At 56.4% G+C, this 16645-nt stretch carries 15 protein-coding genes; 11 read left to right on the top strand and 4 right to left on the bottom strand.

Translation table 11 applies throughout. The features are described from left to right. Positions 1–56: 56 nt before the first annotated feature. Positions 57–3359, bottom strand: a complete 3303-nt coding sequence (locus AC0IM9_RS16425) for a bifunctional diguanylate cyclase/phosphodiesterase (RefSeq protein ID WP_482804708.1) — start codon at positions 3357–3359, stop codon at positions 57–59. Positions 3360–3663: 304 nt separating this feature from the next. On the opposite strand from AC0IM9_RS16425, the gene AC0IM9_RS16420 reads away from it, so the two are divergent. Genes AC0IM9_RS16420 through AC0IM9_RS16370 form a run of 11 tightly spaced genes read left to right on the top strand, consistent with a single transcriptional unit; the run spans position 3664 to position 13248 of the window. After that, complete coding sequence (locus tag AC0IM9_RS16420) at positions 3664–4881, top strand: type II secretion system F family protein (protein ID WP_482804707.1); 1218 nt, start codon at positions 3664–3666, stop codon at positions 4879–4881. Between the two features lie 22 nt (positions 4882–4903). Further along, a complete protein-coding gene (gspG, locus tag AC0IM9_RS16415; RefSeq protein WP_140911242.1) occupies positions 4904–5329 on the top strand; it encodes a type II secretion system major pseudopilin GspG in 426 nt (141 codons plus the stop codon). Further along, positions 5330–5821: a GspH/FimT family pseudopilin gene (locus tag AC0IM9_RS16410; RefSeq protein WP_140911241.1), complete on the top strand. Its 492-nt coding sequence runs from the start codon at positions 5330–5332 to the stop codon at positions 5819–5821. Then, the gene (locus AC0IM9_RS16405) at positions 5808–6221 is read left to right on the top strand and encodes a type IV pilus modification PilV family protein (RefSeq protein ID WP_482804706.1); all 414 of its coding nucleotides are present in this window, start codon (positions 5808–5810) and stop codon (positions 6219–6221) included. Before AC0IM9_RS16410 ends, AC0IM9_RS16405 begins: the two co-directional genes overlap by 14 nt. Next, on the top strand, positions 6221–6916 hold the full coding sequence (locus tag AC0IM9_RS16400; protein WP_482804705.1) for a prepilin-type N-terminal cleavage/methylation domain-containing protein: 696 nt from the start codon (positions 6221–6223) through the stop codon (positions 6914–6916). Before AC0IM9_RS16405 ends, AC0IM9_RS16400 begins: the two co-directional genes overlap by 1 nt. 25 nt (positions 6917–6941) lie before the next feature. Next, positions 6942–7874, top strand: a complete 933-nt coding sequence (locus tag AC0IM9_RS16395) for a type II secretion system minor pseudopilin (RefSeq protein WP_260839203.1) — start codon at positions 6942–6944, stop codon at positions 7872–7874. Then, on the top strand, positions 7855–9018 hold the full coding sequence (locus AC0IM9_RS16390; protein WP_482804704.1) for a PilN domain-containing protein: 1164 nt from the start codon (positions 7855–7857) through the stop codon (positions 9016–9018). The genes AC0IM9_RS16395 and AC0IM9_RS16390 overlap by 20 nt, the downstream gene beginning before the upstream one ends. After that, a complete protein-coding gene (gspM, locus tag AC0IM9_RS16385) occupies positions 9011–9589 on the top strand; it encodes a type II secretion system protein GspM (protein WP_140911237.1) in 579 nt (192 codons plus the stop codon). Before AC0IM9_RS16390 ends, gspM begins: the two co-directional genes overlap by 8 nt. Then, positions 9586–10197 carry a hypothetical protein gene (locus tag AC0IM9_RS16380; protein WP_482804703.1) on the top strand — a complete coding sequence of 204 codons (612 nt, stop codon included), beginning with the start codon at positions 9586–9588 and terminating at the stop codon, positions 10195–10197. The genes gspM and AC0IM9_RS16380 overlap by 4 nt, the downstream gene beginning before the upstream one ends. Next, entirely contained in the window at positions 10187–12475 is a 2289-nt protein-coding gene (gene gspD, locus AC0IM9_RS16375) for a type II secretion system secretin GspD (protein WP_482804702.1), read from the top strand. Before AC0IM9_RS16380 ends, gspD begins: the two co-directional genes overlap by 11 nt. A gap of 26 nt (positions 12476–12501) precedes the next feature. After that, positions 12502–13248: an MgtC/SapB family protein gene (locus AC0IM9_RS16370; protein WP_482804701.1), complete on the top strand. Its 747-nt coding sequence runs from the start codon at positions 12502–12504 to the stop codon at positions 13246–13248. 39 nt (positions 13249–13287) lie between these two features. Here AC0IM9_RS16370 and AC0IM9_RS16365 read toward each other — a convergent pair whose 3' ends face one another. The 3 genes from AC0IM9_RS16365 to AC0IM9_RS16355 form a co-directional block, all read right to left on the bottom strand. Continuing rightward, the gene (locus AC0IM9_RS16365) at positions 13288–13497 is read right to left on the bottom strand and encodes a hypothetical protein (protein WP_482804700.1); all 210 of its coding nucleotides are present in this window, start codon (positions 13495–13497) and stop codon (positions 13288–13290) included. A gap of 176 nt (positions 13498–13673) precedes the next feature. Then, positions 13674–14915, bottom strand: a complete 1242-nt coding sequence (locus AC0IM9_RS16360; protein WP_482804699.1) for a M20 aminoacylase family protein — start codon at positions 14913–14915, stop codon at positions 13674–13676. A gap of 102 nt (positions 14916–15017) precedes the next feature. Further along, complete coding sequence (locus AC0IM9_RS16355) at positions 15018–16430, bottom strand: sigma-54 dependent transcriptional regulator (protein ID WP_482804698.1); 1413 nt, start codon at positions 16428–16430, stop codon at positions 15018–15020. Positions 16431–16645 lie beyond the last annotated feature (215 nt).

Here is a 16645-nt window from a genome sequence, read left to right as displayed (position 1 = left end):
ACAGGCGGGCGGACTTGACTGCGATGCGCGCCGCGTATCCGTTCCGGTTAGCGGTGTTATCCGGCCGCGTCAGCCACCATAATTCCGGTTGCGAATAAGCGCTCGAACTGCTCGGCCGGCACCGGCTTCGAAATTAAATAGCCCTGGCCGTAATCGCAGCCTATCCGTCGCAACAACTGGTATTGCTCTGCGGTCTCGATACCTTCGGCGACCACTTTGATCCCCAACTTGTGCGCCATTACCACGATCGCTTCGCACAAGGCCATATCGCTGGATTCCGCTACCATGTTGCGCACGAAGGTCTGGTCGATTTTGATGTAGTCGATATCGAACTTTTTTAGGTAAGCCAGCGACGAATACCCGGTACCAAAGTCGTCCAGCGCCACCTGAATCCCGGCATCGCGGAATACTAACAATTGTTCGCGACTGGCGTCGCTGGCTTCCAACAACGCACCCTCGGTAATTTCCACAACTACGCTGTCGCCCGGCAAACCTAATTCCTGCAACACTGCCACCCAGGCCTGGCTCTCTAAGGCCTGCTTTCGAAACTGTACCGGGGATTTATTGACGCTGATTTGAAACTGCGGTTGGTACAACTCGCGCCATTGTTTGAGCTGGCGCACCGCGTCGGCGAATACCCAATCGCCGATTTCGACGATACTGCCGGTGTCCTCGGCAATCGGAATAAATTCGGCCGGACTGACCATCCCCAGATCCGGATGTTGCCAGCGCAGCAGTGCTTCGGCTTTTGCCAACCGACCCGAGCCGAAGTCGACTATGGGCTGGTAATGCAACAACAACTGGTTTTTTGCCAACGCCGCATGCAGATCGTTTGCCAGACGCAGACGCTTTTGCGATTGCAGTTGCATTTGCGCGGTGAAATATTGGTAACGGTCGCGGCCTTGGTTTTTGGCTGCATACATGGCTTGGTCGGCGTTCTTCAACAGCGCTTCCGAGTCATTACCGTCGTCGGGAAACACGGCGATGCCGATGCTGGCGGAGATATAGGCGATCTCATTCCCCAACGAGAACGGCTGGGCCAATCGCTGCAAAATGCTGTCGGCAATCCGGTCGACGCTTTCGGTGTGTTCCAATTCGCCCAGAATGATTGTGAACTCGTCGCCGCCGAGCCGGGCAATACTGTCGGAATCGCGCACGCTTTCGCTCAGGCGGTGTGCGGCTTCTTTCAACAATACATCGCCCATGAAATGGCCCAGGCTGTCGTTGACATCCTTGAACCGGTCAAGATCCAAAAACATCAGCGCGACTTTTTGGCTGTGGCGTAAAGCTTTTTTGATTTCCCGGTCCAGACGGTCCAAAAACATATTGCGGTTGGGCAGACTGGTCAGCGGATCGAAATTGGCCTGGCGCCAGATCAATTGCTCGGATTTTTTGCGCTCGGTAATATCGGTAATCAAAGCGACCCGCCGATGCACGCCGCCGGTTTCGTTATAAATGGAATTGACTGTTACCCAATGGACGCAATCGTCCCCGTTTTTGCGGCGGCCGCCGATCTCTCCGGCCCAATGGCCTTGGGTATTGGTCACCCGCAACACCGTTTTGAAAAATGCCTGATCGTGCTGTTCCGGGCTCAGGCCGGTGAACGACCGACCGATGACTTCGTCGGCGGCGTAACCGGTTACCTTGGTAAAGGCCGGATTCACGGTAATGATGAGCCCACTGCCGTCGGTCACCAGCATCGCTTCGCTACTGTTCAGGTAGACCAGCGAAGCGAGCTGCATTTCCTGTTCGGCCAATTTGCGCGCCGTGATGTCGTCGTAAACGCCCAGCACCCCAATCGGCCGGCGCTGGGCGTCGCGTAGCGGGACTTTCGAGGTCTTCAACCAGACGGTATTGCCGTGCGGATCGATTTGAGCTTCCTCGTAATCCAGTTTCGGCGCATTGCTCCGGATGACCTGCAGGTCGTCGGCCCGGTATTTGTCGCCGAAGTCGCGCCAAGCCAACTCGCTATCCAATTTGCCGATTAATTGTTCCGGCCCGGCCAAGCCCGCGTCGCGGCTGAAAGCGATATTGGCGCCCAAGTAACGCGAATCCAGGTCTTTCCAAAATACCCGGCTGGGAATGGTATCGATCACGGTTTGCAGCATATCGACCGACTCCGCCAGCCGCCGCATCGCCTCCACCCGGTCGGACACGTCGTGCAACATCAGAAAATTGGTGGCGGCCGGCGTGTTGTCCAGCACCACGTTATTGACCAATACCGTGTGCAGGCTGCCGTTTTTGGCGCGGACCGCCAACTCCTGCGGCGGCGACAATTCGCCGGATTCGTCGTAAAGCCGGCGGTATTCGTGCCAGCGGCCGATCACTTGCTGGCGGTACTCGGCATCGGGATGCGCCAACCACCACCACTCGGCCAAACTCGGAATATCGCTGCGGTCGTAACCGAAAATTTTGACGAAGGCCGGATTCAAATAATCGATACGCCCCTGGGTATCGTAAACCACGTAAGCCACCGGCGATTCGTCGATAATGGCGTGAAACTTGGTCTCGCTGGCCGACAAGGCTTGGTGAGCCGCGAACAGACGTTGATAAGGCCGTTGCACGCTCGATACGAATATCGAACGGTAGATAAAGGCATAGGCAAAGACTTTGTAGACGTGGCCGAGCAGAATGTACAAATCGGCGACACTGGTATAAAACGTGACGAACAACTCGCTCATCGCCATGACCGCGGCGGCGGCGGCCAAACCGGCGGCATCGCAGTTACGGCGCCAACCGGCCTGATACACGAATACCACTGCGATCAAGCCGTACAGGGCTGCCAACAGGTACTCGCTATTTTTCTTGAACGGCGTCAGGCCGGAAGTTTCGTCGAAGGTGGCCGGCAACCGGGCCTGATGGAAAAATACCAGCCAAGCACCGACGCCGCACAGGCCGATCACGCAAACCAGCACGGACCAGCGAAAGGCCGGGGACAATAAACGTTTGCACGGTACCGCGCAGGCAATTAACCCCACTGCGGCAAGGCCTCTGGCCATCAGCCAAAATGCAATGGCTTTTTCCGCTCCGCTCTCGCTGACGAACGCCGGCATGCCTTTGAAAGACAGGGTATGCAAAAAATCCAGCAAGGCGACGCCGAGAAAACAGCACGCCATCACCACGAATCCGCCCGAATTTTCTTTTTGGTAGACACTCCAGCCCACCGCGAACACCGACGCGGAAATTACGATGGAAACGCCTTCCATCAGGTTATGGGTCGACAACGAATGCGGCTGAATTTGCCGGGCCAACTCGGCGACCGGAAGCGTCAGGCTGGCAAGTTGAATCAGCAACAAGCCCATAACCGATACCAGCAAATGCCCAATGGCTTGCGGTTCTTTGCTGATGGCTTCGGTCATCTTGGGTCCCGGATCAACTACGGCGAAAATTTAATTGGCGGTGGTGCGACGATTAACAGACTGAGAAAACTAAGGCCATCGGCAATACGCCGTAGCCGAACTGAATTTTAACCGTAAATCCGTTTTGCTTGGGGATTTTGGCAAACGCCGGTTCCAAGCGGCTCGCGCCCGACCAACCCAACTCTCATTTACCCGCTTGAACCGAGTATCGGCCGGCGGTTTTTGTAATTGGCCGGCAATTAGGCCAAAATGAGCGGCCGACATCGGCTTACCAAGACTACCCTCGTTTCGCGAGTACCCGGCCATGGCCTTATTTTCTTACAAAGTTGTCAACAATCTGGGCGTCACCGAAGAAGGCGTGCGCGACGCTGCCGACGAAAAGTCCCTGCTGCTGGAATTGCAGAAACAGGGTTTAGTGCCCATCCGCATCGAACCGGCAAAAGACAAGACTTTTCTCGGCTTCAAACTGAAGTCCGCCGCGGTCAGATTATCGCAAAAGGAAATCGGCATGCTGACCGGAGAACTGGCGACCCTGCTGGAATCCGGCTTACCGCTGGACCGTTCGCTGACGATCCTGATGCAACTGACCGAGGAAAATCCGAAACTGAACAAACTGGTCGGCGAAGTGCTGGAAAAAGTTAAAGCCGGCAAAGCGCTAGCCGACTCCCTGGAAAGCCAGAGCGGCGTGTTTTCCAAGTTCTATTTGAACATGATCCGGGCCGGCGAACTTGGCGGCAACCTGGGCGGCGTGTTGCAACGGCTGGCCGAATACTTGGAGCGCTCGCAGGAATTGAAGGACACGGTCAGCACCGCGCTGATTTATCCGGCCATCCTGTTGATGATGTCGCTGGCTTCGCTGTTCGTGATGCTGACTTTCGTGGTGCCGCAATTCAAGGAAATGTTCGACAGCGCCGGCCAGGCTTTGCCGGTACCGACCCAAATCGTGGTCGGATTGGCCGAATTTCTGCAGCGGTATTGGTGGGTGATGCTGCTGGCGATCGTGATCGCGGTGCAAACCCTGAAAAGCCAACTGGCCGATCCGGCCGGCAAAAAGGCCTGGGACGGCCGTTTTCTAAAAATGCCGCTGTTCGGCGAAATTGTGTTGACCATGGAAGTCGCCAATTTCAGCCGGACCTTCGGCACCTTGTTGGGCAATGGCGTATCGATCTTGAAATCGCTTGGCATCGTCCGGGAAACGGTCGGCAATACGGTGCTGGCCGACCTGCTGGAACAGGCCGAGGCGCAATTGAAGCAGGGGCGGACCATGTCCGAAGCCTTGGCCCAGCAAAACCTGTTTCCCAAACTGGCGGTGCAAATGATTAAAATGGGGGAGGAAACCGGCCGGCTGGAGGAAATGCTGATGCGGGTTGCCCTAATTTACGATAAACAGTTAAAAACCACGATACAACGGATGCTGGCGCTGCTGGAGCCGGCCTTGATTATTTCGCTGGGGTTGATGATAGGCGGCATCATCGTTTCGATACTGCTGGCGATCCTGAGCGTAAACGATCTGGCATTTTAAAAATAAAAATGGAGTCGACAACATGAAATTAACCTTGCACCGCCACCGCGGTTTTACTTTGTTGGAACTGCTTGTGGTGTTGGGCATTATCGCGATGCTGGCCGGCATCGTCGGCCCGCAAGTCATGAAACATATGGGTGCATCCAAGACCAAGGCGGCCAAGGTCCAAATCGAGGACCTCGCCGCGGCGCTGGACATGTACAAACTCGATGAGGGCCGTTATCCGACCACCCAGCAAGGCTTGACGGCACTGGTGGAGAAACCGGCCGAGGCCAAACGTTGGAACGGTCCTTACCTGCGCAAAGACAAAATTCCGCTGGATCCGTGGAACCAGGAATACCACTACGTTTTCCCCGGCCAGCACGGCAAATTCGACTTGTTTAGTCTGGGCGCCGACGAGAAGGAAGGCGGCGAAGGCGAAGACCAGGACATCAACAGCTGGGAATAAATGGCTGCCCTGCCCGCTTCGGCCAACGCACTCCGGCGTCCGCCACGGTCATGCGCCGGATTCACGCTGATCGAACTGGTGGTGGTGTTGCTGGTCGCCGTGCTCGGCTTCGCGGCGCTGGGCGGCAGCATCGGCTCGGGCAATAAAAGCACCCAACTGCAAGCGCTGGCCAGAGATCTGGCCAGCGCTTTACGCTACGCCCAGGGCCAGGCGCTGGCCACGCAGCGCCAAACCAGCGTCGCCATCGACTTGCGCAACAACAGCTATCAAATCAGCAACCGCGACAAAGTCTATACCTTCGCCGAAGAGGTCGACGTGTCGCTGGTCGTCGCCGAAGAGGAATTCGGCGCCGACCAAATCGGCAGTATCCGCTTTTTCGGCGACGGTTCGTCGACCGGCGGCCGCATCACGCTGGAATGGGGTAATCAATTACGCCGGATCGACGTCAACTGGATCACCGGCGAAGTCAGGATATCGGATGCGGCGGCATAAAGGCTTTTCGCTGCTGGAAATCCTGGTGGCGTTTTCGATCATGGCGATTGCATTGAGCGTATTGCTGCGGGTATTCGGCGCCGGCGTTAACAATGCCGTCATATCCGAGGAATACACTATAGCCGTGCAGATCGCCGAATCGTTGATGGCGCGGACCGGCGTGGAAACCCCGCTCACGGTCGGCGACAGCGAGGGCAGCGAAGGCGACAAATACGACTGGCTGGTCCGAGTGGCGCCGGCCTCGAATCAACCGGCCAGGCGCAGTCTGCGCGAGCCCGATCCGAACAGCGAAACCGCCGCACAACTTTACTCGGTGCAGATTGGTGTCAGTTGGGGGGACGGCGACCAGCGCCGTAGCGTGGAATTGACAACATTAAAATTGCAGCAAGGCCAGGGATAGTGTTTCCCCGCCAATCTAACGGCTTCACCTTGATCGAAATGCTGATCGCGATCACGCTGCTCGGCGTGATGGTGACCTTGCTGTTCGGCAGTTTGCGGATTGCGGCGCAGAGTTGGCATAGCGGCGAAACCAAAATCGACCAAGTCAACCGTAAAGCCGTGGTCTACCAATTTTTCAAACACCATTTGAGTGCGGCCCGGCCGTTGCCTGAGTTCGTCGCTGCCGAGCGCGACGACCTTCAAGCCACCCCCGAGCCGGAACTGCCCAAACTTAGTTTTCAGGGCCTGCCGCAAAGCTTGCGCTTCGTTGCCGCGCTGCCGGCCGCTTCGGCGCGTAAAGGTCTGCAAATCTTCAGCATCGAACCGGCCCGCGATCGGACGTCTACATTGAACGTCACCTTGACTCCCTACCGGCGGCAAGTGGATGCCGAGCCGGAGCCGGTGGTGTTGCTGGAGGACGTCCGCAGCTTCCGCATCAGTTACTTCGGCGCCAAGAGTCCGAACGCTGGCGACGCTCCGGTCTGGCAGGACGACTGGCTGGACGCCGAACGTTTACCGAGCCTGGTCAAAATCCATATTGCGCTCAATGACGACAGCTTTTGGCCGGATATGATCTTTCCGCTGCGGATCGACGCCGCCGCCCCGGCCGGCGATAACATCGGCCAGCAAACCTCGCTGCCCCCCGATGCCGAGTAATCCGTCCCGGCCACGCCAAACCGGAATGGCGCTGGTGATCGTCATTTGGATTTTGACGCTGCTCAGCGTGATGGCGGGCAGTTTTACGCTGACCATGCGGCGGGAAAGCGGCGTTAGTTCGGCTATGGTCGGCAACGCCCGCGCCTCGGCGCTGGCGGAATCCGGTTTGAATTTGGCTGCACAGGGCCTGCGTCAACCCGATCCGGAACAACGCTGGCGGGTCGACGGCGCGATTTACCGGTTGGCTGGCGCCGATAGCGAACTGCGAATTCGGGTTTTGGCCGAATCGGGCAAGGTCGATATCAATGCAGCCGGCGAAGAATTACTACTGGCGGTACTGTCCTATGCCGTCGAAGATGATAACCGGCGGCAACAACTGATGGATGCGATCATCGATTGGCGCGACGCCGACGACGAACCGCGGCCGAACGGCGCCGAAAAGAAACACTACCGCCAGGCGGGCAGATCATACCCTCCGGGCAATGCCCCCTTTCAATCGCTGGAAGAGTTGCAAATGGTACTGGGCATGGACGAAGCCATATTCGAACGGATCCGGCCCTGGATCACGGTCTATTCCGGTCAGCCCGAGCCGAACAAAAGCCTGGCGCCGCCCGAGTTGCTGCGCATCATCGATGCCCGGCTGAAGACACAAAATATTCATGATGTATACTTGGAGCGACGTCTGGCCAAACAAACCGGCGATAACGCGCCGGACGGCAATCAAACCGAGGCCGGCTTGGCGGATCAGGAACAAACCTTTACCATTAGCTGCGAAACACTGCTGGCGGACCAGTCAACCGCGTCGATTACGGCCGTGGTGAAGTTTGAAAACCAAGATATCGGACAAGCGCCCTACCGCATCCTGGATTGGCAGCAGGGTCGACAAGAATCGTCGTTATTCGACCCGGAAAAGGAACCCCAGTTAATCACTGTGCAAGATGAGCTTACTAACAACTAACGACGTCGATCTGAAGCGGTTTTGGCAATGGTGGAGCGGAGAGCTGGCTGCTCTGCTGCCGACCGGCCTGAAACGGCTGCTCAGCGACCGCAGCGGCGTCGCCATCTTCAGCCCCGACCAAAGCAATTTCCGAATCGATTTTCATCGGGAAACTGCAAGCGAAAACACCGTAATCTGGCAACTCGATTCCAATGCCGCGGACGCGTACCGGAACCTGAAAAATCTGAATCCCGAACTGGACAAGGCCGAGTGCCTGCTGCGGTTAAACCCCGGCCAAGCCCTGCAAAAACGCTTGTTTCTGCCTGCCGCCGCCCAAGAAAATCTGCAACAAGTCGTCGGCTTCGAACTGGACCGCTACACCCCGTTCAGCTCAGAGCAGGTTTATTTTGCCGCCAACGTGCTAGGCAAAACCGAATTCGGCCAAATCGAAGTGTTGTTAGTGTTAACACCGAAACCGCTGCTGGACGATTGCCTGGCCCGGCTGCAGGCGCTTGGCGTACAACCGGCCGCAGTCGATTTCAGTCCGGCGGCGACGGTTTATCCCGCTAACGTCCCGCGTTACACCTTGTTGCCGGAACAATACCGGCCCCGGCCAAATAACTGGGTGCGCACGGTACATTGGAGCTTGAATGCCTTGTTACTCCTGTTGCTGGTCGCCGCCTTGGCTTGGCCGGTCTGGCAGGAAGGCGAAGCCGTCGATACCTTGAAACGCCAACTGAAGACGTTGGAGAAAGAAACCACTCTGATCGAAGCCCAGCAAAGCGAAATAGACGCGCTCCGCGAGCAAACCCAACGTCTGATCGGCATTAAATCCGATTCGCCATCGCTCGTTGCGGTTTTAAACGAACTCAGCGTCTTGTTAAAAGACGATACCTGGTTAACCCACTACCAATACGCCGAAAAACGTATACAAATTCAAGGCCAGTCGCCGGCCGCATCGTCGCTGATCGGGGTACTGGAAGCCTCGCCCTACTTCAGTAATGTTAGTTTTGTCTCACCGTTGACGCAAGACAAGGCAACCGGCCGCGAACGGTTTCAAATCAGCATGGATGTCGCCGTGCCGAAGCCGGAAGACACGGCAGCAGACGCGGAAACGCCCGCCGCCGCGGAGGGCGACAACTCCGAGGAGCCACAGCATGAATGAAGCCCGCTATCAGCGTTGGCTGGCGTTGGGCCTGTTGGCTGCAGTGGTGCTGGTTGTGGTGTTGGCCGCCCTGTTGCCGCTGTTCAACACCTGGCTGGATTACCGGGAGCAGAAGGAAACCTTGTTATTCCGCCTGCAACGCCAGCAAACCATTGCTGCCCGCCGCGACAGCGTGGCTCAAAACCTGGATTTTCTGCATCAACAGTTTCAACAGCAAGGCTATTTGAGCGATAGCGATACCGAATCGCTGGCATCGGCGGAATTGCAAAACATCATCAAAACTGCCGTAACCGACGCCGGCGGCCAATTGACCAGCACTCAGGGATTACCCGGCAAAACTGAAGACGGTTTCATGCGGATCCTGGTCAAAGTCCGCATGAGCTGCAGCATGGAGGCCTTACGCGCCGTGTTGTACGCGCTGGAAACCAACGTCCCGCTGTTATTGGTCGACCAGCTGGACATTTCGCCGGTACGCGGCGCGCGCAACCGCAGCAATAACAAGCTGGAGCCGAGCTCGCAATTGAATGTCAGCTTTCAAGTCGTCAGCTTTATGCGGGCCAAGGCGTCATGAATCGTAAGTTGTTACGCTTGCAATTGCTGACTTGCGCCGCACTCGGCACCGGCCTCGGCGGCGAGTGGCTGGTCAGCCGTTATGCGGCACAGGAACTCGACAGCCAGCTGGCGGCCCGAGACCAAATTGGATTCGAGGCCGAACAACTACCCGCTATCGCTGATTCCCCGCGCCCTATCGACAGTTACAACGATATCGTCGAGCGGCCGATTTTTATCGAGGGGCGCCGGCCGCTGGTCGAAACCAAAGCCAACGACCCCATGCAGAACAGCGACACCAGCCAGATCGACGACTGGTCGCTGATCGGTATTTACGATAAAGGCGGCAAACCGACCGCGCTGTTCAGCAAGCGTAACGAAGCGCGGAAATTCCTGAAGATCGGCGAAGAACAAAGTATATCCGGCTGGCAATTGAAACAGATTCTGGCCGACCGGGTCATCCTGCAACAAGCCGGCCAGGACAAGCCGGTCATGTTGCGCAAACCGCGAGCGCAAATCAAACCGCCGCCCGGTAAACCCGCGCCCCGGCCCCCGGCGCCGGCCAACGTCAATGCCAGACCGATTGAACAAGCACCCAATGAAATACCCGAGACACTCAATGACAACTAACAAAATTGGCGTTCCCCCGATGTTGGTGTTGGCGCTGTCCATGGCCGGCTGCGAGTATATCGGCCCGCAGTTGCACCAAAAATTGCCGATTGCCGACAACCAACGGATCGGCGACGACCAGCCCATTCCGGAACTGGCGAATGCGGATAAATCGGCCGAGAACCGGACCACCAAAGTCGAATTGTTCCCGAACGGCGAAGCCAGCATTACCGCCCATAATACGCCCAGTACCGCCGCCAAATCCGGCGCCAAAGGCGAATACAGCCTGAATTTCGACGATGCCGACCTCGGCGAAGTCGCCAAGGTGATCCTGAGCGACATCATGGGCCGCAATTACACGATCAGTCCGCAAGTCACCGGCAAGGTCACCTTGCAAACCTCGAAGCCGCTGACCAAGGACGAGCTGCTGCCGACACTGGACATGCTGCTGGGTTTGAATAACGCCGCATTGACCGAGCAAGGCGGAATGTATCTGATCAAACCGGCCAACGAGGCCTTGTACAGCAGTTCGATCAATTCGTTGACCAGCGCCAAAATGCCGAACGGCTACCAGGTGCGCATCATCCCGGTGAAAAACGTGGCCGCGACCGAGCTGTCCGAGATCCTGAAGCCGCTGATGCCGGAAAAGTCGGTTCTGCATGTCGACCCGAGCCGCAACATTTTATTGGTGGCCGGGTCCGGCAACGAAGTCGCGCGAGCGATGGAAGTGGTCAATACTTTCGATATCGATATCATGAAAGGCCGCTCCTTTGCATTGTTCACCCCGGCCAATGTCAGCGCCGGCAAGATTATCGAAGAACTGGAACAGATTTTTAATAACAAGAAAGCCAAGGACGAAGAAGCCAGTTTCTTCCGTTTCATCGAAATCGAACGCCTGAACGCGGTATTGGCTATCACTCATCAAGCCAATTACCTGAAAGACATTGAAAACTGGGTGTTGCGGCTGGACCGGATCAATCCGGCTGCGGCCGGCGGCGTCAACGTCTACCGTTGCCAGCACGTCAGCGCCGGCGATCTCGCCGACACCTTGAGCGGCATTTTCGGTAGCGGCGTGCAACGCAGCAGCAAAGCCTCGATCGCTTCAGGCCGCAAATCGCTCTCCGCGACCAACAAAAGCTCCAGCGGCACGTCGTCAAGCGCCAGCAGCATGGGCGGCAGCACCGGCAGCAACCGGCAACAGGATTCCGCCAGCGAACGAACCCTGAGCGACCGTACCGACCGTTCCGCCAACCGCAGCTCCGGCGCACTCGGCGGCAGTTTGAGCGGCGGCAGCGGCAGTGGCGGCGGCAACAATAACGATATGCCGAACGTCAAAATCCTGGCCGACGAAGGCAATAACGCCTTGATTATCGTCGCTACGGCGCAGGAATATGCCGTGATTCAGCGTGTGTTGAAGCAACTGGACGTGTTGCCGTTGCAGGTATTAATCGATGCGACGATCGTTGAGGTAACTCTGAACGACGACCTAAAATACGGTATTCAATGGTATTTCAGCCACAACAATGGCGGGACAAATCAGATCACGGGCGGCTCAAACCAAGGGCTCAATGCACTAGATCTGGCAGAAGAAGCGGCAAAAGCCTTTTCTACAGGTGGTTTTACCTATGCGTTTTCAAGCGGCTCTAAAGACATCCAGGCAGTACTGAATGCGAGCGCAAAAAACAATAATGTCAACGTGATTTCATCGCCATCTTTAATGGTATTGAACAACCAGGAAGCATCCATCAAGGTTGGCGATTCGGTACCTATCCGTTCATCCGTTTCTACCAATTTGACATCTGGTGGGGCCAATAACACCCCTATTCAAACCAGCTCGATTCAAATGATCGATACCGGGGTAAATTTATCTGTCAGACCTCGAGTCAACGCCGGCGGCTTGGTACTGATGGACATTTTACAAAGCGTCAATCAAGCAATTAAGACGACCACTAGCGATACCATTGACTCGCCTACGATACAGAAACGGGAAATCGAAAGCAGCGTCGCCGTACAAAGTGGAGAAACCATCGTACTAGGCGGCTTGATCAGAGAAAATAATGACTATTTGCGAGACGGGGTACCCCTATTGCACGAAATTCCGTTAATAGGCCCGTTATTCGGCGGCACCACCCGAAATAAAGGCAAAACCGAGCTGGTAGTGCTACTGACCCCCAGAGTCATGAAAAGCCGCCAGGACGCACAAGACATTACCAAGGAGTTCAAACGCAAATTGTCCGGCATCTATTTTCAAGAACCGTTCGAGGTCGATGTCGAGAAGGTCGAACCCAACGAGCAATAACGCTATCGCATAGCGGCAATCGCTTTATGAATCCGATCTCTCCCGACCGCTTGATCTCGTTTTGGTCCGCTGCCCAGCTCGAGGCCAGCGCAGTGATACTGATGAACATCGTCGGAGCCCTGTTGTTGGGCATGGTGGTCGGTTACGAACGCTCCTATCACGGCCGCGCTGCCGGCATGCGCACCTACGGTTTGGTCTGTATGGCCTCGGCGGCGGTTACCGTCATCGTCGGTTACCCGCAATTCTGGTTCGGCGGCTTATTGCCGCTGACGGCGACGGCCGATCCGACTCGGGTGATTCAAGGCATCGTCACCGGTATCGGCTTTCTCGGCGCCGGCGTCATCATGAAGGAAGGCCTGAATATCAGCGGGCTGACCACCGCAGCGTCGATTTGGGCCTCATCGGCGATCGGCATCCTTTGCGGCGCCGGCTTTTATCTGGCAGCGATCGTACTGGCCTTGATCGCGTCGGCGACGATGATCTGGGGTGGCTGGATCGAAACTGTACTCCCCTCCAGGCACGCCATTGCGGTTTTGCTACGTTTCAAACCCGACCACCGCCCGCGGCAAACCGATTTGGAACAGTTGGCCCAGACCATGGGTTACCGCCTGGCGGAAGGGTCGATTTCGATGAGCAAAGACGTGCAGGGTGAAGAATGGCATTTGGTGCTGATTGCCACCGACAACCGAAAGGTATCGATTCCCGCAATCAGCGAGACGCTGGAGCAACAGGTTTTTCTGGCCGGTTACCAGTTGTCTTTCGCCCGCAACTGACCTGCTGCAGCAACTGCGGCCAGCACCACGCTACGATTTCTACTTCAGTACGTCTTTCACGCATTGCCTGATGAAGGCTTCTATCGGCAGATTGTCGTTGACATAATTGTTGAACAAACTGCTGACATCGACCGGATCCAAGTAGGCGTAGACGCCGCAGCCGGTGGCGGCAATAAATTGGTGGCTGAGGTTTTCAATGAACATGGTCCGGGCATAGCCAAGTTCTATCATTTCGTTCAATGCTTGCATGGCGCTCACCGTTGGGTTGCTGGAACTCACCAACGTTGCAGCATAGGCTGGGCCAAACGCTCAAGTTTTATTGGCTTTCAACCATTTGCAGCCGGTCTGACGCGCCGAAGAGACCGCAGTTCTTGGAGACTCCTGCCACAATTGTCAGACAGCTTACACACTGTGGCAGCCAACTGTCAGGCGAACGCCAAGCAGGTTTCGGCCAATCTGACCCAGTAACTGGCGCCCAACGCCAAAATAGCGTCGTTAAAATCGTAACTGGGATTGTGCAACGTACACGGACCGGCGCCGTGGTCCGCTAACCGGTGGCCGCCGTCGCCGTTGCCGATGAAGCAGTAACTGCCGGGTACGCGTTGCAGCATGAAGGCAAAGTCCTCGGCCCCCATGGTGGGCTGTTGTTCGAAAACCTGTTCGTCGCCAACGATGCCAGCCATGACTTTCCGGGAAATTACGACTTGCTCTGCATGATTTACCGTTGGCGGATAGCTGCGGGTCAATTCGAAATCGCCGGTCATGCCGTGCGCCAAACAGGTATGGTGGACGATTTCGGCCATGCGCGCTTCTATCATATCCAGCAGTTCGGCGGAAAACGTCCGCACCGTACCGGCCAGTTCACAACGTTCGGCAATCACGTTGGTAGCTTCGCCGATGTGCATCATCGTCACCGAAATCAGCCCCGCCGCCAACGGATTGGTGTTACGCGTCAGAATAGTTTGCAGCGCTAAAATAATTTGCGCGGCAACCGGTGTCGGGTCCAGACCCAAATGCGGCAGCGCGGCGTGGCAACCTTTGCCATTTATCGTGATCCGGAAGGTATTTAATGAGGCCATCACCGGCCCCGGGCTGACGGCAAAACTGCCGGCCGGCAAACCCGGCCAATTGTGCATGCCGAACACGGCCTGCATCGGGAAACGCTCGAACAAGCCGTCGCGGATCATGGCGTCGCCGCCACCGCCGCCCTCCTCTGCCGGTTGAAAAATCAGATACACGGTGCCGTCGAAGTTGCGCTGCTTGGCCAAATAGCGTGCGGCGGCCAGCAGCATTGCGGTATGGCCGTCGTGGCCGCAGGCGTGCATTTTGCCGGGATAAACCGAGGCATGGGCGAAGCGGTTTTGTTCCTGGATCGGCAATGCGTCCATATCGGCTCGCAGGCCTATCGCATTTTCCGAAAGACCGGACTTGACGATGCCGACTACACCGGTTTTACCCAAGCCGCGGTGGATGGGTATCCCCCATTCCGTTAATTTTTCTGCGACGAAATCGGCAGTGCCAAACTCCTGAAAGCAAAGTTCAGGATGAGCATGGATACGCTGCCGCCAAACGCTGATTTCGCCGGCATAGTCGAAGATTTCGGCAACGGCACCGCCAATTCGGCCGTTTTCGGTATTTGAGTGAGTCGAGTTATTCGATTCTGGCATGGTTACGAAGGCTGCTGCAGTGGCAAAACCTTAGTCTAACACTTGGCCGGGGTTGGATTGCTACCGCACAAATCTGGCGGCCGGACAAAAAACCGCCGCCGCTTAGGCGGCATCCACTTTGCGCAGTTTTTCCACTAACGTGGTCCTGCGCATATTCAGCAATTTGGCGGCATGGGCGACCACGCCATTGCACTCTTCCAAGGCTTGGCGGATCAGTTCGTTTTCCAAGTCGGTCAAGTATTCTTTTAAATCGATGCCTTGCTCCGGCAATTGCACATTAGCCTGGCCCTGTATCGGCTTGGCCAACGCTTCGCGTGCGGCCGGCCGGACCACATGGATATCAGGTTCCGGCAGTTGCAATTGAACCGTGTCGGGCACTTCGTACGCTTGGAATTTTTCCGGTAAGTCGCCGGCATCCACGGGTGAATCCGGGCTGATGATCGCCAAGCGTTCGATCAAATTCGACAACTCGCGCACGTTGCCCGGCCAACTGTGTTGCATCAGAACAGCGACCGCCCGCGGCGTTAAGCTGACGCTGCCGCGGTTCGCCGCTTCCATGCGAGCAATCAAATCGTTGATCAGATACGGGATGTCTTCAGCCCGCTCCCGCAACGCCGGCACTTCAATCGGAAACACGTTCAGCCGGTAGAACAAATCCTCCCGAAAACGTTTTTCGATAATCTCCTGTTCCAGATGGCGGTGGGTGGCGGCGACGATACGGACGTCGCAGCGGATGGTTTTATTGCTGCCGACCCGTTCGAAGGTCCGTTCCTGCAATACGCGCAAAAGCTTGACCTGCATCGGCATCGGCATGTCGCCGATCTCGTCGAGAAATAAGGTACCGCCCTCGGCCATCTCGAATCGGCCCTGACGCGATGTCAAGGCCCCGGTAAATGCCCCTTTTTCATGGCCAAACAGTTCGCTTTCCAACAGTTCGCCCGGAATCGCTCCGCAATTGACTGGCACAAACGGCTTGTCCCTGCGGGCGGATGCCCGATGTAGGGCTTGGGCAACAACTTCCTTACCGGTTCCAGACTCGCCGAGAATAAGCACGGTCGCATCGGATTTGGCCACTTGATCGATCAGTTCGCGGGTTTTCTGTACTGCTTTACTGATTCCGGCCAAGCCTTTATTGGTTTGCGGCTTGTGCGCAGTCGATTCTGGTTTGGGCAACTCGTCCAATATGTCGATGAGTGTCGGATAGACCGTCGGCCATTCCACGACTTTACTGACCAATTGTTGAATAGTACTCAGCAACTGCTGCCCGTTACCGGGCTCCGCTAGCAGAATGATCGGCGTATCCCCCGTCGCGTCGGCTATCGCTTTGATCAGGCTGGCTTGGCGATCGCCACTACCGACAAACACCGCACCGAAAGCATCTTGCCCGGCCAATACCGATTCGTATTGATTGCCGCTGACCGTAATCACGCGGTATTCTAAAAACCGGAGCACCGTTTCGACTTGTTGTGCGCGATTAAGGTTATCGTCAACCAGCAAAATTTCCGGCAATGCCATGCGTGTGTTCTCTGAAACTACTTGGATACGAAGGGAGGGAACAATCGAATTTCAAGTTAAGCATCGAAGTCCGGGATTGTCAAAATCGCCGGATTTCAGCCGATTGCGCCGTCTAGTTGATGTAGTTTAGTTCAATCTCCGGCAAATGCTTCGGATCGGCACGCGGTTTTCAGCTTGACAAATTTTGCCCAGCATAGAAACTAAGCTCTTGTTAC

The sequence above is a fragment of the Methylomonas sp. Uni0011 genome (assembly GCF_056850255.1).
The sequence above is the reverse complement of the archived record's forward strand: the minus strand, read 5'-3'. Positions and strand labels throughout refer to the sequence as shown.